Annotated in this window: 13 protein-coding genes; 8 read left to right on the forward strand and 5 right to left on the reverse strand. The window is 70.7% G+C overall.

What is annotated here, in order from left to right:
- Positions 1-83: 83 nt before the first annotated feature.
- The 4 genes from ACFVYF_RS14575 to ACFVYF_RS14590 all read left to right on the forward strand — a co-directional run bounded on the left by ACFVYF_RS14575 (position 84) and on the right by ACFVYF_RS14590 (position 3,977).
- Positions 84-686 carry a TetR/AcrR family transcriptional regulator gene (locus ACFVYF_RS14575; protein WP_389455550.1) on the forward strand — a complete coding sequence of 201 codons (603 nt, stop codon included), beginning with the start codon at positions 84-86 and terminating at the stop codon, positions 684-686.
- 203 nt (positions 687-889) lie between these two features.
- Positions 890-2,047, forward strand: a complete 1,158-nt coding sequence (locus tag ACFVYF_RS14580; RefSeq protein WP_383284678.1) for an acyl-CoA dehydrogenase family protein — start codon at positions 890-892, stop codon at positions 2,045-2,047.
- A gap of 34 nt (positions 2,048-2,081) precedes the next feature.
- Positions 2,082-2,963, forward strand: coding sequence for an acyl-CoA thioesterase (locus ACFVYF_RS14585; RefSeq protein ID WP_389455551.1), 882 nt, complete (start codon positions 2,082-2,084; stop codon positions 2,961-2,963).
- Between the two features lie 9 nt (positions 2,964-2,972).
- Entirely contained in the window at positions 2,973-3,977 is a 1,005-nt protein-coding gene (locus ACFVYF_RS14590; protein ID WP_389455552.1) for a cation diffusion facilitator family transporter, read from the forward strand.
- Positions 3,978-4,213: 236 nt separating this feature from the next.
- Here the strand turns inward: ACFVYF_RS14590 and ACFVYF_RS14595 are convergent, their stop codons facing one another.
- Together ACFVYF_RS14595 and ACFVYF_RS14600 are read right to left on the reverse strand one after the other, a co-directional pair.
- Positions 4,214-5,002: a phosphatase gene (locus ACFVYF_RS14595; RefSeq protein WP_389455553.1), complete on the reverse strand. Its 789-nt coding sequence runs from the start codon at positions 5,000-5,002 to the stop codon at positions 4,214-4,216.
- 112 nt (positions 5,003-5,114) lie between these two features.
- Positions 5,115-6,617 carry a PucR family transcriptional regulator gene (locus ACFVYF_RS14600; protein WP_389455554.1) on the reverse strand — a complete coding sequence of 501 codons (1,503 nt, stop codon included), beginning with the start codon at positions 6,615-6,617 and terminating at the stop codon, positions 5,115-5,117.
- A gap of 190 nt (positions 6,618-6,807) precedes the next feature.
- Here ACFVYF_RS14600 and ACFVYF_RS14605 point away from each other — a divergent pair, with 190 nt between their 5' ends.
- Genes ACFVYF_RS14605 through ACFVYF_RS14615 form a run of 3 tightly spaced genes read left to right on the forward strand, consistent with a single transcriptional unit; the run spans position 6,808 to position 10,981 of the window.
- Entirely contained in the window at positions 6,808-8,271 is a 1,464-nt protein-coding gene (locus tag ACFVYF_RS14605; protein ID WP_389455555.1) for a sodium:solute symporter, read from the forward strand.
- 53 nt (positions 8,272-8,324) lie between these two features.
- The gene (gene speB / locus ACFVYF_RS14610) at positions 8,325-9,293 is read left to right on the forward strand and encodes an agmatinase (protein ID WP_389455556.1); all 969 of its coding nucleotides are present in this window, start codon (positions 8,325-8,327) and stop codon (positions 9,291-9,293) included.
- Positions 9,290-10,981, forward strand: a complete 1,692-nt coding sequence (locus tag ACFVYF_RS14615; RefSeq protein WP_389455557.1) for a thiamine pyrophosphate-binding protein — start codon at positions 9,290-9,292, stop codon at positions 10,979-10,981. The genes speB and ACFVYF_RS14615 overlap by 4 nt, the downstream gene beginning before the upstream one ends.
- A gap of 108 nt (positions 10,982-11,089) precedes the next feature.
- Here the strand turns inward: ACFVYF_RS14615 and ACFVYF_RS14620 are convergent, their stop codons facing one another.
- Positions 11,090-12,439: a tol-pal system YbgF family protein gene (locus ACFVYF_RS14620; protein ID WP_389455558.1), complete on the reverse strand. Its 1,350-nt coding sequence runs from the start codon at positions 12,437-12,439 to the stop codon at positions 11,090-11,092.
- 521 nt (positions 12,440-12,960) lie between these two features.
- On the opposite strand from ACFVYF_RS14620, the gene ACFVYF_RS14625 reads away from it, so the two are divergent.
- Entirely contained in the window at positions 12,961-13,317 is a 357-nt protein-coding gene (locus ACFVYF_RS14625) for a hypothetical protein (RefSeq protein ID WP_389455559.1), read from the forward strand.
- A gap of 220 nt (positions 13,318-13,537) precedes the next feature.
- On the opposite strand, the gene ACFVYF_RS14630 is transcribed toward ACFVYF_RS14625, so the two are convergent.
- Positions 13,538-14,341 carry an endonuclease I family protein gene (locus ACFVYF_RS14630; protein WP_389455560.1) on the reverse strand — a complete coding sequence of 268 codons (804 nt, stop codon included), beginning with the start codon at positions 14,339-14,341 and terminating at the stop codon, positions 13,538-13,540.
- Between the two features lie 445 nt (positions 14,342-14,786).
- A complete protein-coding gene (locus ACFVYF_RS14635; RefSeq protein ID WP_389455561.1) occupies positions 14,787-17,000 on the reverse strand; it encodes an ArnT family glycosyltransferase in 2,214 nt (737 codons plus the stop codon).
- Between the last annotated feature and the right edge of the window lie 290 nt (positions 17,001-17,290).

Below are 17,290 nucleotides of genomic sequence, written 5' to 3' on the forward strand. Positions count from 1 at the left end.
GCGGTCCCCTCACTTTGTTAATGAGCGTTAACGCATTTCCTTCAGGTTAACGACCGCTAACCTCCCTGTCTAGAATTGCTTCCATGGCCACCAGAACCGACGCCCCCACCCGTCGCGAGCAGATCCTCAAGGAGGCCGCCCGGCTCTTCGCCGAGCGCGGTTTCCACGGCGTCGGAGTGGACGAGATAGGAGCGGCGGTCGGCATCAGCGGCCCCGGTCTGTACCGGCACTTCCCGGGCAAGGACGCGATGCTCGCCGAGCTGCTGGTGGGGATCAGCGGCCAGCTGCTCACCGGCGGCAAGCGCCGCGTGGCGGAGGCCGACGGCGACGCGGAGGAGCTCCTCGACTCGCTGATCGAGGGACACATCGACTTCGCGCTCGACGACCGCCCCCTGATCACCCTGCACGACCGTGAGCTGGACCGCCTCCGGGACACCGACCGCAAGCTCGTCCGGCAGCTCCAGCGGCAGTACGTCGAGCTGTGGGTGGAGGTCGTCCGCGAGGTCTATCCGGCCCTCGCCGAGCCCGCCGCCAGGTCGTCCGTGCACTCGGTCTTCGGGCTCCTCAACTCCACCCCGCACCTCGGCCGCCCGGGCGCCCTCCCGGGCCGCACCGGCACGGCGTCCCTCCTGCACCGGATGGCCCGGGGAGCCTTCGCGGCGGCCGGCACGGCCGCGGTCGACTGAGCGGTCCCCGGCGATCCGACGGGGTCGCGGGCGTGACGAGCGTTACGGGGGTGCTCCCCTGGACGGTGTCCGTACTCACCGGTACCTTTGATCTGAGCAAGCGCTTAGCCACGGGACCGCAATCATCAATGGAGCAACCCCGACGGCGAGCAACCACGTACGCGAGAGCGGCGCCGGTCCAGGCGCAAGGAAGGGTGGCGGCGGTGCGCCGTACGGTGTTCAACGAGGACCACGAGGCGTTCCGGGAGACCCTGCGGGCCTTTATCGAGGCCGAGGTCGTCCCCGTCTACGACGAATGGTTCGCCGCGGGCCAGGCGCCGCGCGACTTCTACTACAAGCTCGCCGAGCTCGGCGTCTTCGGTATCCGCGTCGACGAGGAGCACGGCGGCGCGGGCATAGATTCGTACAAGTTCGAGGCCGTGATGTACGAGGAGACCGCCCGCGCGGGTGTGTCCTTCGGCGGCTCCGGTGTGCACGTGCTGCTCGGCCTGCCCTACATCAAGATGCTCGCCAATGACGAGCAGAAGAAGAAGTGGCTGCCGAAGTTCGTCTCCGGTGAGGAGATGTGGGCCCTCGCGATGACCGAGCCGGGCACCGGCTCCGACCTCGCGGGCATGAAGACCACCGCGAAGCTCTCCGAGGACGGCACGCACTATGTCCTCAATGGCGCCAAGACCTTCATCACCGGCGGTGTGCACGCCGACCGGGTGATCGTCTGCGCCCGTACGTCCGCCCCGCGCGAGGACGACCGCCGCTTCGGCATCTCGCTGTTCGCCGTGGACACCAAGTCCGAGGGCTACTCCGTCGGCCGCAAGCTGGACAAGCTCGGCCTGAAGGTCTCCGACACCGCCGAGCTGGCGTTCGTCGATGTGCAGGTGCCGGTCGAGGACCTGCTGGGCGAGGAGAACAAGGGCTTCTCCTACCTCGGCCTCAACCTCGCCTCCGAGCGCTGGGGCATCGCCTTCGGCGCCTACGCGCAGGCCGCCGCCGCCGTCCGGTTCGCCAAGCAGTACGTCCAGGAGCGCACCGTCTTCGGCAAGCCCGTCGCCGCCTTCCAGAACACCAAGTTCGAGCTGGCCGCCTGCCAGGCCGAGGTGGACGCCGCGCAGGCCGTCGCCGACCGCACCCTGGAGGCCCTGGACGCGGGCGAGCTGACCCCGGCCGAGGCCGCGAGCGCCAAGCTGTTCTGCACCGAGGTCGCGCACCGCGTCATCGACCGCTGCCTCCAGCTGCACGGCGGCTACGGCTTCATGAACGAGTACCCGATCGCCCGGCTGTACGCGGACAACCGCGTCAACCGCATCTACGGCGGCACGAGCGAGATCATGAAGTCGATCATCGCCAAGGACATGGGGCTGTAAGGCCCACGAAAAAAGTTCACGGTACAACTGACCCATGAGTCAGGCACTTGAGTCCCTGCTCGATCTGCTCGACCTCGAGCGGATCGAGCAGGACATCTTCCGCGGCCAGTCACGGTCCGCCGTCGTCCCGCGCGTCTTCGGCGGACAGGTCGCGGCGCAGGCACTGGTCGCCGCCGGCCGTACGGTCCCGGAGGACCGGCTCGCGCACTCCCTGCACGCGTACTTCCTGCGCGCCGGGGACCCGGGCGCGCCCATCGTCTACACCGTCGACCGGATCCGCGACGGACGCTCGTTCACCACCCGCCGGGTCGTCGCCGTCCAGCACGGGCAGCCGATCTTCCATCTCTCCGCGTCCTTCCAGACGTACGAGGAGGGCATGGACCACCAGGCCGCCATGCCGCCCGCACCGGACCCGGAGACCCTGCCGACCGCGGCCGAGATGCTCCCGCGGTACGCGGACGTCTTCCGGGAGCCGGGCGTCGTGGAGCGGCTGCTGGAGGCGCGCGAGGCGGTCGACCTGCGGTACGTCGACGCCCCGCCCTTCGGGAGCGTCGGCGAGGCCCGCGAGCCCCGCTCCCAGGTGTGGTTCCGCACGAACGGCAAGCTCGGCGGCGCCATCGACGAACCTCTGCTGCACGTCTGTCTGGCCACCTACGTCTCCGACATGACGCTCCTCGACTCCGTGCTGCTCGCGCACGGGCGCGGCGGCTGGGCGATCGGGGACGTCGTCGGGGCCTCGCTCGACCACGCGATGTGGTTCCACCGGCCGTTCCGCGCCGACGAATGGCTCCTGTACGACCAGGAGTCGCCGTCCGCGTCCGGCGGCCGCGGTCTCGGCCAGGCCCGTATCTACACACAGGACGGGCGGCTCGCCATTTCGGTCATCCAGGAGGGCGTGGTCCGGATCCCGCGGTAAGACTGGGGCATGGCCGAAGCGGACGCGGAAACGGAACAGGACAAAGACACCGGTGGCGCCGGGGACGGCGGCGGCGAGAGCACCTTCACGGTGATCGTCGCCGCCGTCGCCAATCTCGGCATCGCCCTCGCCAAGGCCGTCGCCGGTGTCATCAGCGGCTCCAGCGCGATGCTCTCCGAGGCCGCGCACTCGGTCGCCGACACCGTCACCGAGGTGCTGCTGCTCACCGCGCTGAAACGCAGCGAGAAGCCGGCGGACGAGGAACATCCGCTCGGCTACGGACCGGAGCGGTACATCTGGGCGATGCTCGCGGCCGTCGCCACCTTCGTCGGCGGCGCGGTGTTCTCCCTCTACGACGGCATCCACACCCTCGTCGCGGGCGAGGAGCTCGGCGACCCGCTCGTGTCGTACATCGTGCTGGCCCTCGCCTTCCTGCTGGAGGGGTACTCCCTGCGCACCGGGGTGCGGCAGGCGCGGGGCGAGGCGGAGCGCTTCGGGGCGTCCGTGGGGCTCTACCTCCGGCACACCCCCGACACCGCCGTGAAGGCCGTCGTCATGGAGGACTCGGCCGCGCTGGTCGGCCTCGTCCTCGCCGCGGGGGGACTGCTCGGCGGGCAGCTCACCGGATCCGGGGTCTGGGACGGTGCCGCGTCCCTGTGCATCGGGGTGCTGCTGCTGTACGTCGCCTGGGTGCTCGGGCGGTCCAACGCGCAGCTGCTGATCGGGCGGCCGTTGCCGCGGGCGATGCGGGAGGGGATCCGGGACGAGCTGCTCGGTGTGCCGCATGTCGAAGCGGTGCTCGAGCTGATCACCCTGGTGCAGGGGCCGCGGGAGGCTCTTGTCGCCGCCAAGGTGGACTTCCGGGACGTGTCGACCGCCGCGGAGATCGAGTGGGCCTGCGAGCAGGCGGAGGCGCGGTTGCGGGAGGTGTTCCCGGCGGTGAGCCGGGTGTACCTCGACCCGACGCCGGGGTACGCCCAGCGGCGGGCGGAGGGGTTGAACCCGTGGCCGTGAGCTGCCCCCGGGGGCGGGTGCGGGTCGGTGTCCCTACGGGGTTTTCGCCCCCGCCGCCCCTACCCGTCCCGTACCGGGGGCCAGCCCCCGGACCCCCGCTCCTCAAACGCCGGAGGGGCTAATTCTCAGCCCGTCCGGCGATTGAGGACGAGCGCGTCAGCGCGACACGGGGGTCTGGGGGCGGAGCCCCCAGGAACAAGGGACGGGCAGGGGCGGCGGGGGCGAGAGAACTCCGGTCAGGACAGGCCCGCCTCGGACAGGAGATACGCGGTCATCGGGTCGTAGTGCCGGGGACTGGTCACGTGGTCGTCGAGGGGGATCGTGACCTGGAGGGTCCCCTCGGACTCGGCGAGGAAGAGCGCGGGGTCGTTGCAGTCGGCGTACCCCATGGAGTCGACGCCGAGCTGACCGGCGCAGCCCGCCCAGCCGTGGTCGGCGACGACGAGGTCGGGCAGCGGCCGCCCCTCCCGCTCGAGCCCGGTGAGGATCGCCCGCATCGGCTCACCGGAGTGGGTGTGCCAGAGGGTCGCCCCGTGCTCCAGCACCGCCACGTCCGCGAACTGGAAGACGTACCCCTCGTCCGTCTGCAGCCCCTCCGGGATGACGACGATCTCGCACCCGGCGGCCCGCAGCGCGGCGGCGGTCGCGCGATGCACGTCGAGCAGGCCGCCGGGGTGGCCGGTGGCGAAGAGGACCCGCTGCTCGCCGGCGGCCGCCTTGCGCAGCCGGGCCGCCATCCGCTCCAGGGCGTCGACGGTCAGGTCGGGGTCGATGGTGTCCTGGCCGTAGCGGTACTCCGGGTCGTCGTTCACGCCGCACCGTTCCGCCATCACCGCGAGCACGTCCTGCTCGTCGCGCCAGCGGTCGCCGAGCTCGAGCCCCAGCCAGAAGTTGCGGTCGCCGTTCGCGAGCTTGCGGTAGTGGGAGAGGTTGTTCTCGCGAGGCGTGGCGACGTCGCCCGCGATACGCGTCCGTACGAGGTGGTCGACGAGCTCGGCGCGGCTGGGGGTCCCGGATATCGGCATGGTCCTTATTCTGCCGGTCCGGCCCGGTGGGAGTCTCCGATGTCCCGGACGCTGGGACGGGGGTCACTCGGAGCGCCGGGGCCGCCCGGGCCCGGGGCCCCCTCCGCCGCGCTCACTCGTGACGCAGCGCGAACCACAACTCCATCCGTACGTCGGGATCGTCGAGGTCCACCGCGAGCAACGCCGAGCACCGCGCGATGCGTTGGCGCACGGTGTTGCGGTGCACGGACAGCGCCACCGCCGTACGGTCCCAACTCCCGTGCAGGGAGAGCCAGGTGCGCAGGGTCTCGGTGAGGGCGGGGGTGCCCGCGACGGGGGCGAGGAGGGCATGGGCGTGGGCCCGGGCGTCGGACGGCGGGACGAGATCCGCGAGCACGGGCCGCTCCCCGTGGCGTACCAGCGCCGTGCGGGTGGCGCGGGCGCGGGCCAGGGCGCGGGCGGCCCGGGTGTCGGCGGCCGCCCACTCGCCGGGGCCGACGGGGGCGCTCACCCCGCAGGTCCAGCCCGGCTGCTCGGCGGGCTCGCGGTCGCCGGGGACGAGGACCCGTACGACGTCGCCGCTCACGTCGACGAGCGCGGAGCCCAGGGCCGCGCCCAGCGCGGAGGCGGCGACGGCGTCCGGCGCGGGGGCGTCACCGGCGGGGCGGGCGTGCACCACCACCCACCGGTCGCCGCCCAGCAGGGGCGCGACCGCCTCCGGCGAGGCCCCCAGCAGCAGTCGTACCAGCGCCGCCGAGCGGGCGGCCCCGCTCCCGCTCTGGTGCTCCCCGGTGAGCAGCGACAGCAGGACGGCCGCGACGGAGGCGATGGTGTGGTCCCCGCTGTCGCGGCGCGGCGCCGCGACACCGAGCACGAAGCCCTGTCCGGCGCCGAGGGCGTAGGCGGCGAGGTGGCTGCCGCCCACGGTGTCGCTGGCGGAGGACGGCGTCGGACCGTGGGCCGTACCGGGGCGTACCACGGCGGCCAGTTCGGCCAGGGCCGGGACGACGCCCGTCCCGGGCGTCCGTCCGCCGCGCGCCAGTTCCGCGCCGTCCGGGCCGTACAAAACCGTCCAGCCGCCGACCCGCTGGGCGAGCTGCCGCAGCACCGCCGGCACCGGATCCGCCCGGGCCGCCGCCGCGGCCAGGCTCTGCTGGGCCTCCGTGACCCGGCGCAGCTCCGCCAGCCGGGCCTGGGCCATGAGCTGCCACACCGCGCGGGCCACGCCCGAGAAGGTGGTCTGGGGCGGCACCTCCAGGAGGGGGAGCCCGTACGCGTCGCAGGCCGCGGCCAGGGCGCGGGGGACCGTGTCGTGCACCGGGGCCAGACCGAATCCGAGGGCCGCGCCGCCCGCCTCGACGATCCGGGAGACGTAGTCGTCGAAATAGGTGCCCGAGCCCGCCGCCTCCGGGACGTGCACCCCGGCGGTCAGCAGCAGCTCACCGCCGAGCAGATACGGATAGGGGTCCGCCATCTCCGAGGTGTGCGCCCAGTGGATCACCGTGTCCTGGTCGGACGGGCCGGCGATCTGCCGCAGGGCGAGGTCGTCCCGGGCCAGCAGAGCAGTGAGCGGGACCGGTGGCGTGGGCGGGACAGGTGGGGCGGAAGGGTCCGGCACGGTGGACGTTCCCTCCATCCGGCAAGGCGACAGTGGATGAAACGTACACTTCAGAGTCGCTTTCCGGCCACCTAGTGTCAGTGCCGTCGGCAGCCGCGGGTACGGGCGTATGTCCCCGCGATCCGCTGCCGGTCTCCCGGCCGGGCATCCGTACCGGCCGCGTCCCCATTGCACGACACGCCACCGAGAGTGCGCGAAGGAGGGCCCCATGGCCGTCGACTACACAGTGATCGTCGTCTATCTGGCCGGCATGCTGGCCATGGGCTGGTGGGGCATGCGCCGCGCCAAGTCGAAGAGCGACTTCCTCGTCGCGGGCCGCAGGCTCGGCCCAGTCATGTATTCCGGCACCATGGCCGCGATCGTCCTCGGCGGAGCGTCCACCATCGGCGGTGTCGGGCTCGGCTACAAGTACGGCCTCTCCGGCGCCTGGATGGTGTTCACCATCGGCCTCGGCCTGCTCGCCCTCTCCGTCTTCTTCTCCGCCCGTATCGCCCGCCTCAAGGTCTACACCGTCTCCGAGATGCTCGACCTGCGGTACGGCGGCCGGGCCGGCGTGATCTCGGGCGTGGTCATGTGGGCGTACACCCTCATGCTCGCGGTGACCTCGACCATCGCGTACGCCACGATCTTCGACGTCCTGTTCGACATGAACCGGACGCTGGCGATCATCCTCGGCGGCTCGATCGTCGTCGCCTACTCCACCCTCGGCGGCATGTGGTCCATCACGCTCACGGACATGGTCCAGTTCGTGGTGAAGACCATCGGGGTGCTGCTGCTTCTGCTGCCCATCGCCGTGGTGAAGGCCGGCGGGTTCAGCGAGATGAAGGCCACGCTACCCACCGAGTACTTCGACCCGCTGGGCATCGGCGGCGAGACGATCTTCACCTACGTGCTCATCTACACGTTCGGCATGCTGATCGGCCAGGACATCTGGCAGCGCGTGTTCACCGCGCGCAGCGACACCACGGCCAAGTGGGGCGGCACCGTCGCCGGCACGTACTGCCTGGTGTACGCCGTCGCCGGCGCCGTCATCGGTACGGCGGCCAAGGTGCTCTACCCGAAGCTGGGCAGCCCCGACGACGCCTTCGCGACCATCGTCAAGGACGAACTCCCGGTCGGCGTACGGGGATTGGTGCTCGCGGCAGCGCTTGCGGCCGTGATGTCGACGTCCTCCGGCGCGCTGATCGCCTGCGCCACGGTCGCCAACAACGACATCTGGTCACGGCTGCGCGGAGCCGTCGCCCGGGGCGCCGACGAGGAGCACGACGAGGTCCGGGGCAACCGCGCCTTCATCCTGATCATGGGCGTCGGCGTGATCTGTACGGCGATCGCGCTCAACAACGTCGTCGAGGCGCTGACCGTCGCGTACAACCTGCTCGTCGGCGGGCTGCTCGTGCCGATCCTCGGCGGTCTGCTGTGGAAGCGCGGCACCGCACAGGGCGCCCTCGCCTCCGTCGTGGTCGGCGGTCTCGCGGTCATCGGCCTGATGGCGACGTACGGCATCCTCGCGAATGAGCCCATCTACTACGGGCTGCTCTCCTCGCTGGCCGTGTACGTGGTGATCTCGCTGGCCACCAAGCCGACCGAGCCCGAGGTGCTGGCCGCCTGGCGTGAGCGACTGGCCGGCCGCGGCACCGAACCCTTGTCCGAGCCGGTCCCGGTTCCCCAGTAGAGTCGTATCAGTTGTACATACGCGACGAAGCGTAGGAAAGAAGGCAGTTCACCATGAGCAGCAACGAGACGCCCCGCGGCCCCGTCGACTCGTCCCGTATTCCGCGGTACGCCGGTCCCGCGACCTTCGCCCGGCTGCCGCGCCTCGACGAGGTCGGCTCCGCCGATGTCGCCGTGGTCGGCGTGCCGTTCGACTCCGGCGTCTCGTACCGGCCGGGCGCCCGCTTCGGCGGCAACGCGATCCGCGAGGCGTCCCGGCTGCTGCGCCCCTACAACCCGGCGCAGGACGCCTCCCCCTTCGCCCTCGCGCAGGTCGCGGACGCCGGTGACATCGCCGCCAACCCGTTCAACATCAACGAGGCCGTGGAGACCGTCGAGGCAGCCGCCGACGAGCTGCTCGGCACCGGCGCCCGGCTGATGACCCTCGGCGGCGACCACACCATCGCGCTCCCGCTGCTGCGCTCGGTCGCCAAGAAGCACGGCCCGGTCGCGCTGCTCCACTTCGACGCGCACCTCGACACCTGGGACACCTACTTCGGCGCCGAGTACACCCACGGCACCCCGTTCCGCCGCGCCGTCGAGGAGGGCATCCTCGACACCTCCGCCCTCTCCCACGTCGGCACCCGCGGCCCGCTCTACGGCAAGCAGGACCTCACCGACGACGAGAAGATGGGCTTCGGCATCGTCACCTCGGCGGACATCTACCGTCGCGGCGCCGACGAGGTCGCCGACCAGCTGCGCCAGCGCATCGGCGACCGCCCGCTCTACATCTCCATCGACATCGACTGCCTCGACCCGGCGCACGCGCCCGGCACCGGCACCCCCGAGGCCGGCGGCATGACCTCGCGCGAACTCCTGGAGATCCTGCGGGGACTGTCCTCCTGCAACCTGGTCTCCGCGGACGTCGTCGAGGTCGCGCCCGCCTATGACCACGCCGAGATCACCGCCGTCGCCGCCTCCCACACGGCGTACGAGCTCACCACCATCATGTCCCGTCAGATCGCGGAGGCCCGGACCAAGTGACGCACGACCACGACCTGGTGCTCCGTCCCACGGTCGCCCAGACCGCAGCCGCCCTGAATCCGCCCGGCGGGCGCAACGGCGGAGACCTGGTCGTGGAGACCCTCACCGGTCTCGGCGCGACGACCGTCTTCGGACTGCCCGGCCAGCACGCGCTGGGCATGTTCGACGCCCTGCGCCGCTCCTCGCTGCGGTACGTCGGCCTGCGCGTCGAGAACAACGCCGGGTTCGCGGCCGACGCGTACGGCCGGATCACGGGCGAGGTGGCACCGCTGCTCCTGTCCACCGGCCCCGGCGCCCTGACCTCGCTGGCCGCGCTCCAGGAAGCGGCCGCCGCCTCGGCGCCCGTGCTCGCCATCAGCAGCCAGATCCCGACCGCCGGACTCGGCGGCGGCCGCCACGGCTATCTGCACGAACTCCCCGACCAGCAGGCCTCGTTCCGGGGCGTGGTGAAGTCCGTGCACACCGTCCGTACGCCCTCGCAGATCCCGTCGGCCATCGCGGCTGCCTGGGAGTCGGCGCTGACCGCCCCGCACGGCCCGGTCTGGGTGGAGATCCCGCAGGACGTGCTGCTGGCCGGCACCGACCTGCCCGTGGTGACCGCGATGGACGCCACACCAAAGGACGTGGTCCCGCGCCCCGAACTGACCGCGGTGGCGGCCGACCTGCTCTCCCGCGCCGAGCGCCCCGCGATCATCGCGGGCGGTGGTGTCGTACGGGCCGACGCGTCCGGAAAGCTGCGCCTGCTCGCCGAGAAGCTGAACGCGCCCGTGATCACCACCTTCGGCGGCAAGGGCGCCTTCCCCTGGGAGCACCCGCTCTCCCTCCAGTCCTGGCTGGAGGACCGTCACACGACGGACTTCCTGGAGGACGCCGACGTCCTTCTCGTCGTCGGCTCGGGCCTTGGTGAACTCTCCTCCAACTACCACACGTTCAAGCCGCGCGGCCGGGTCGTCCAGATCGAGGCCGACCTCGGCAAACTGGAGTCCAACCACCCGGCGCTCGGCATCCACGCGGACGCCCGGCTCGCGCTGTCGGCGCTCCTGGAGACGGTGGAAGCACGCGAGGACGACACCGCCGGTGACCGCGTACGCGCCGTCCTCGACCGGGTCCGCGAGCGCATCGCCTCCCAGGAACTCACCCTGGAACAGGACGTGCTGGCCTCCGTGCGGCGGGCCCTGCCGGACGACTCCCCGTCCTTCTGGGACATGACGATCCTGGCCTACTGGGCCTGGTCGGCCTTCGACGCCCGCCACCCGAACACCATGCACTCGGCGCAGGGCGCGGGCGGCCTCGGCTACGGCTTCCCGGCGGCCCTCGGCGCGGCGGCGGCCGATCCGAGCCGCCCGGTCCTCGCCGTCTCCGGCGACGGCGGCGCGCTGTACTCCATCGCCGAACTGGCCACCGCCAGGCAGTCCGGCCTGAACGTCACCTGGCTGATCGTCGACGACGGCGGCTACGGCATCCTGCGCGAGTACATGACGGACACGTTCGGGCAGGCCACGGCCACGGAGCTGACGCGCCCCGACTATGTCGCGCTCGCCGAGTCGTTCGGTGTCCCCGGCATCCGTACGACACCCGAGACACTCGAAGCGGATCTGGCCAAGGCGCTGGCCGCCCCCGGTCCCGCGGTGGTCGTCCTGCCTGCGGTGCTGCGGATGTTCGCCCCCACCCACCTGGGCTCGGACTGATCACCTGATCGGCTGTCCGCGGTGACCTTCACTGGACATGTTCCGTGATGTTCGCACTCCATCGCTGGTGCCCGTGAAACGGGTCGACGCTCTCGGGTTCTGTGAGCCTCACGCCGTCTTGGCCGCAGCAACATCCCGCGCCCGAAGCGCAAGCTCGCGCACCGGCCGGGCAGTTGGGCGTCGGCGTAGTTCCGTGCTCATCGTGCGGAAGTGTTGGTCACCGCGGTTGGACGAGACGTGTTCGTATTCGTCCAGGAACCGTGACCAGCTCTCGCAGGCTGCGTCCAAGTGGCCGACGCGTAGCTGGCGCTGCGCGAGGAGCGCATAGGCGTGCACGCGACCCTGGCGTTCCTGCTTCGGCTGGAGGCGGATCGACTGTTTCAGGGCTTTGATCGAGCCCTCGAAGTCCTTCTCCTCGTACAGGACATGGGAGACGTGGAAGAGATAGGCAGTCTGGTCGTAGCCGCCGATCGCATCCCGGCGGTCGTCCGCCTTCGAGAGCGCGTCCTCCGCCTCCTTCAGGCGAGTGTGAGCTTGTTGCCTCAGGCCCACCATGGACGCGGAGTGGGCCTGCTGGCCGCGTAGGAACGCCACCAGGCGCGGCCCCGCAGAGGGTGCTGCTTCTGCTGCGGAGTCCGCGAGTTCCAGAGCTTTGGGGCCGTACCCGAGGTTGGAGGCCTGGAGGGACATGCCGCGCAGGGTCCTGCAGTAGGTGACGTGGTCTCCGGCCTCGCGGGCCAGGCCGAGGGCTTGGACGTAGTAGCGCTGCCCGAGGCCGTGGGCCCTCTCGTACATGGCCATCCAGCCGGTCAGGTACGTGAGGTCGGACGCGGCGGCCAGCATGTCCTTGCGGACAGGTTCTGTTGCCTGTGCCTGGAGCCAGGGGCCGACGGTATTGACGAGGAACGCGGATGCCATGGGCATCGCGTGCCCGGCACCGAGTTCGTCGAGAATGTCCGCGATCCGGTCGGTCATGGTGCGGATCGACTGCACCTGCGAAGAACCGATACGAACGGTCTTCCTGCCGGGAGTCACCGACTCGTCCGCCGCTCGCACGGGGAGGGTGAACGCGGGAACTGGCAGGGCGGCAGAGAAGACGGTGGCTGCCAGCACGCTGCGGCGGGACGGGTCCATCGTTGCCCTTCCGAGGTCGATCAACTCCTCGACAGTGTCGGCGTTTTGGGACGCTGTGAGTGACGGCGCGGGCTCCAGGCCGGCTTCTGCATGAGTGACGGGACGTCCGAGCCGCGCCGAGAGGGCCTCGACGATCAGAGCCCTGACCTGAGGTTTTGGCTGAACCCCGGCAATCCAGTGCGCGACTGCGGTGCGGTCGTACGCCAGGTCGAGTCCTGCTTGGGGACCGAGGCGATTCACTTGCTGTGCGAGCTGGGTCCTGGTCCATCGTGCCTGGTCAAGCAGGTTGTCCAGGGCGCGGTTGGGGATGCGTTTCCGTGCCATGTCCTCAACTCCCGGCGGCATGCATGGCGTTCAGCGGCAGCGTTCACGGTGTTCACGGTCCCACCGTCTTCCAACGGTACCTGCGGAGGGTGTCGGAGCGGTTACCTCTTGCACATGCGCCGAGCGATCTCGGCCGAAAGAACGGACCCCCGCGACCGCTTGCGACGGCCCGGGGGCATGGCCCTCAACTGCACTGGAGTCGAAGGCATGTTGCACCATATCGCCTGCCTGGTGGAGCCACTGTTGCGGTGGTTCCTCCCTGCCTCGGGCCGTCATCGGTCGACGGGGGTGCCGCCTGTCCCCGCACCACCTCTTCCGCATACCGCCATCCTCCGCGGCGAAGATTCCCCCCTCGTCCGCCCCTACGTCCTCGCCCACGAACAACGCGAGCTCGCCAGAGAGCAGCGCGCCCGGCGTCGAGCCCTCTGGTTCGCCGTGCATGGCGTCGACGTGGGGCCACGGCACATTCACGGCGTCGACGTCGGCCCGTGCCGGATTCGCGGGATCGAGGTGGCCGCCGCGTGATCTACGAGAGTCGCGACACCGCCGTCGGCCGGCCCCGTCTCCTCCCCTGGTCCAACCTGGACGGCAACCCCTGCTATCTCGTCACCGACAACACCGGGACCAGTCATCTCTCCCGCGTAGCCGACAACGTCGAAGCCGTTCAGCTTGGAATGGCGGACGACCTCCTCGGCCACGCCGCCGACCTCCTCGGTGACGGCAAGGCGACCGCACCCCAACTCCGCTTTCTCGCTGCTCGGTTGACGGAGTCGCTCCACGACGTGCATCGCGTCGCCCGGAGCAGGGGTGCTCGACTCCCCGTGCCCCACGATGACGAGATCTCCGATGCCGCCCCTGAGGAGGACATCGGCGTCTGACCCCGTCCGCCCCGCCGAGCGTGTGGAGTACCACCACAAAGTCGTACATCCGCACGCTCTTCCGCGTCCGCTGTTCGTAACACCTCAACGGTCCTGCGAGGTCGCGGCACCTTGCCGCCGTCCTGGCCGCCGACCACGACGTCGTCGTATCCGTCGCGTCGGTCACACCTGCGGCCCGAACTCCCTTGGAGGCACAGGAAGTTCGGGCCGCCGAGCCGCGCTACCAGATCGCCTCGACCCACTCCGGGTGGTCGATGAACGGGTTGCGGTTGTGCTGGTAGGTGTCGTAGATGACCTGGTTGCGCTTCTCCTCGAAGGCGCTCGGCGGGTCCTCGTCGTTCCACTGCTTGAGGACGGTGAGCTTGCCCATGTACGGGTTGCTGCCGTTGCTGACCTTCTCGTTGGGCTCCAGGTCGGCGAAGCCGTCGCCGCCTTCGTAGCGGACCGCCATGTAGAGGATCATGCGGGCCACGTCACCCTTGTCCGCGTCGCGCGGCTCGAAGGAGTCGGAGTCGGTGAGGCTGCCGCCCCCGCCGCTGACCGAACTGCCGCCGTTGTCGAAGTCCTTGTTGCCGCGGATGCTGTTGACCTGGACGTCCGCGGGGCGCAGGTGGTGCAGGTCCGTGCCGGGGCCGGTCACCTCGCCGAAGTCGCCGTGGGACTTGGCCCAGGTGTGCTCGCGGTTCCAGTCGCCGGTGTCGCCGCCGTTGAGGGACTTGGCGCGCGAGGTGCCGCTGTAGAGCAGGATCACGTTGTTGCTGTTGTTCGGATCCTGGTCGGTGACCTTCAGAGCGTTCCAGACGGCGTCGTACGAGATCTTCGTCTGGCTGCTGATGATCGTGTGCAGCGAGGACTTCAGGGTCGTACCGGTCTTGCCGACGGCGTTCTTGTAGTACGTGGTGTCGTACGAGGTCGTGGTGGCGTTCGCGGGGGTGGCGGTCACCGCGGGCACGGTGAGGCCCACGAGTACGGCTGAGGTGGTCAGCGCCAGCGTCTTCCAGCGGCGTATGTGCGTGGCGGGCATCTGGGGGAGTCCGATCTACGCGGGTTGAATGAGCGGCCAACGGGAGAGTGGCACGCATGCGCGTTTCGGAGCGTGAACAAGGTGGGTCGATTGTGTGTCGGGATCGGGCAAGTCCCGTGTTGTGCACACGATTTGGCGGTGCTTTTGACGGTATGCCGCGGGCCTCTGTCCCGGGGTGGGGCAGGGGCCCGCGGTGTACGGGGGCCGGTGTGGATGACCGTTGGTGGCGTCAACCGGCGGCGGTTGGGGGTGACTTGAGTCGGTCGGTGTCGGTGTCGGTGTCGGTGTCGGTGTCGGTGCCGGGTGCCGGGTGCGGGTGTGTTGCCCGATGCCCGATGCCCGATGCCCGTTGCCCGATGCCCGTTGCCCGTTCGGCGTCGGCCGGGCGCGGTTTGCGCGCGGCCGACGCCGTGGCGGGTCGGTCAGCCAACCTCCGACAGGCCGGTCAGCCGACGTCCGACGGGTCCAGGCGATAGAGGCCCGACTGGGCGCTCTGCGCATCGGAGTTGGAGCCCGCCTCGGCGCCGGCCCCGGCGGTTGAGGACGCGCTCTTGCTGTACGCGCTCGCGTCGACCGCCGTGGCGTTCTTCTGCACCCAGGCCGTCACCTCCGCACTGACACCGTCGGAGCCGCCGCGGCCGCCGCCCATGCCGCCGCCGAGCTGGACGTAGTGCAACTCGCCCTTCTTGACCAGCTCCTTGAGCTTGGTGAGGGTCATGGCCTTGTCGGTTCCGGTCCAGCCCCACATCGAGATGACGGGCTGTCCGCTGCTCACGATGAGCGCGGAGGCGCTCTGCGAACCGGACACCGCGAGCAGCCAGGTGGCACCGTCCCGGTGCTTCTCCAGATAGGAGATCAGCTCGCTGTCGGCGCCGGCGCCCATGCGGCCGCCGCCACCCATGCCGCCTCGCTGCGCGGCACCGGCACCGCCGCCCATGGCGCCCGCACCCGCTCCGGCCCCGCCGGGAGGCATGCCCGTGGGGGCGCCGCCCCGCTGGCCACCGGCGGGCGCGCCGCTCGGAGGCGTACCCGTCCCGCCGTTCTGGCCACCCGGTCGCTGACCACCCTGCTGCGCACCGCCGGGCATCGCACCGCCGGCGCCGCCGCCGCGGAAGCCACCGCCACCGCCCATGCCGCCGCGCGACGAGGGCCCGGCCGTCGGGTTGGTGCCGCCCATGCCGCCGACGCCGGCCGCCGGCACGGATGCGGCGTACGCGGCCGGCCCGGCGACGGACGCGACGACCGCCGCGGCCAGCGCGGCCGCCAGCAGCCGGGCCCGCGTGCCGAAGCGGAAACGGTGGGCGAGCAGACCCGCGATCGCGAGCATCATGACCAGCGCGACCACCGGCCACAGCCAGCTGTTCCAGCCGGAGATCCGGCGCAGCAGGACGACCGACCAGATACCGGTCGCGGCGAGCGCGACCGGCAGAACCCAGGCCCACCGCTTGGCGTCGCCGGAGCGGAAGGCCCGCAGGAGCAGCACACCGCCGCCTCCGCACAGGGCCGCGATGCCGGGGGCGAGCGCGGTCGTGTAGTACGGGTGCATGGTCCCTTCGGCGAAGCTGAAGGTGAGGTAGTGCAGCGCCGTCCAGCCGCCCCAGAGCAGGAGCGCGGCGCGCGTCAGGTCGGTGCGCGGGGCGCGGCCGCGCAGCACCAGACCGCCGACCAGGGCGATCGCGGTGAACGGCAGCAGCCAGGAGATCTGGCCGCCCAGTACGTCGTTGAACATGCGGCCGATCCCGGCGGTGCCGGAGAAGCCGCCACCCCCGCCGCCGCCACCTCCGCCCATGTTGCCCTCGCCGCCGAAGACCCGGCCGAGGCCGTTGTAGCCCATGATCAGGTTCCAGGCGGTGCCGTCCGTGGAGCCGCCGATGTACGGCCGGTCGGCGGCGGGCACCAGCGACACGGCCGCCGCCCACCAGAAGCTGGAGACGGCCAGGGCCACGCCCGCCAGCAGCAGGTTGACGAGCCGCTTCACCAGGTCCGCGTGGGCCGCGTACAGATAGACGGCGAAGACGGCGGGCAGGGCGATGTAGCCCTGGAGCATCTTGGTGTTGAAGGCGAGACCGAAGCAGACCGCCGAGCCGAGCAGCGGCAGCAGCCGCCCGTCCCGCACGGCGCGCAGGGCGAGTGCGGCACCGGCCACCATCAGGAAGACGAGCAGGGTGTCGGGGTTGTTGTCGCGGTTGATGGCCACGGTGATCGGGGTGAGCGCAAGGACCAGCGCGGCGACGGCGGCCGCCGCGTGCCCGAAGAAGCGCTTCACGGAGGAGTGCAGAATCCAGATCGTGCCCAGCGCGGAGGCGACCAGCGGCGCCATCATCTGCCAGGTACCGAAGCCGAAGACACGGCAGGACAGGCCCATCACCATCAGTACGAAGGGTGGCTTGTCCACGGTCGTGAAGTTGCCCGCGTCGAGCGAGCCGAAGAACCACGCCTTCCAGCTGTGCGTGCCACTCAGCACGGCTGCGCTGTAGAAGCTGTTCAGGTTGGAGGAGGAGAGGTTCCAGGAGTACAGGACCCCGGCCAGCACCATGATCGCGAGGAGCACGGGGAGGGACCAGCGGGGTGCTGAGGGGGAGGGCTCCGCGGGCGCCGACGGAGGCGGCGCGTGGGGGGTCGTCGGAGCCTCGGACAGTGGATCAGTGGCAGAGGTCACCAGCGCACTCTGCCTCCCGCGGATGGGCACGCACTGTGGTCCGGCTGGGGCTGAGCTGTGCATTCCGCAACGCTGCAGCAAACGCGCCTCGGTGGACCCATGTGGTGCACGTCACCTTTCCGGCAGGTAAAGGTACGTCCAATTAATCGCCAGGATGCCCTGATTGGATCGCCTTCCCTTGAGTACCGACTGTCGCCTACCGTCCAAATCACCACAGGGCCACCACAGGGCCACCACAGTTCGACCACATCAATTTCATAGCGGGGCTCTGGGGAGAGCTCCGGGGGGAA

It is taken from the genome of Streptomyces sp. NPDC058274 (assembly GCF_042881375.1).
Taxonomy (GTDB): Bacteria; Actinomycetota; Actinomycetes; order Streptomycetales; family Streptomycetaceae; genus Streptomyces.

Excerpts from the sequence above, each read along its gene's own strand:
- ACFVYF_RS14575 (WP_389455550.1), top strand. The coding sequence starts at position 84 with ATGGCCACCAGAACCGACGCCCCCACCCGTCGCGAGCAGATCCTCAAG.
- ACFVYF_RS14585 (WP_389455551.1), top strand. The coding sequence starts at position 2,082 with ATGAGTCAGGCACTTGAGTCCCTGCTCGATCTGCTCGACCTCGAGCGG.
- ACFVYF_RS14590 (WP_389455552.1), top strand. The coding sequence starts at position 2,973 with ATGGCCGAAGCGGACGCGGAAACGGAACAGGACAAAGACACCGGTGGC.
- ACFVYF_RS14595 (WP_389455553.1), bottom strand. The coding sequence starts at position 5,002 with ATGCCGATATCCGGGACCCCCAGCCGCGCCGAGCTCGTCGACCACCTC.
- ACFVYF_RS14600 (WP_389455554.1), bottom strand. The coding sequence starts at position 6,617 with ATGGAGGGAACGTCCACCGTGCCGGACCCTTCCGCCCCACCTGTCCCG.
- ACFVYF_RS14605 (WP_389455555.1), top strand. The coding sequence starts at position 6,808 with ATGGCCGTCGACTACACAGTGATCGTCGTCTATCTGGCCGGCATGCTG.
- speB (WP_389455556.1), top strand. The coding sequence starts at position 8,325 with ATGAGCAGCAACGAGACGCCCCGCGGCCCCGTCGACTCGTCCCGTATT.
- ACFVYF_RS14620 (WP_389455558.1), bottom strand. The coding sequence starts at position 12,439 with ATGGCACGGAAACGCATCCCCAACCGCGCCCTGGACAACCTGCTTGAC.
- ACFVYF_RS14630 (WP_389455560.1), bottom strand. The coding sequence starts at position 14,341 with ATGCCCGCCACGCACATACGCCGCTGGAAGACGCTGGCGCTGACCACC.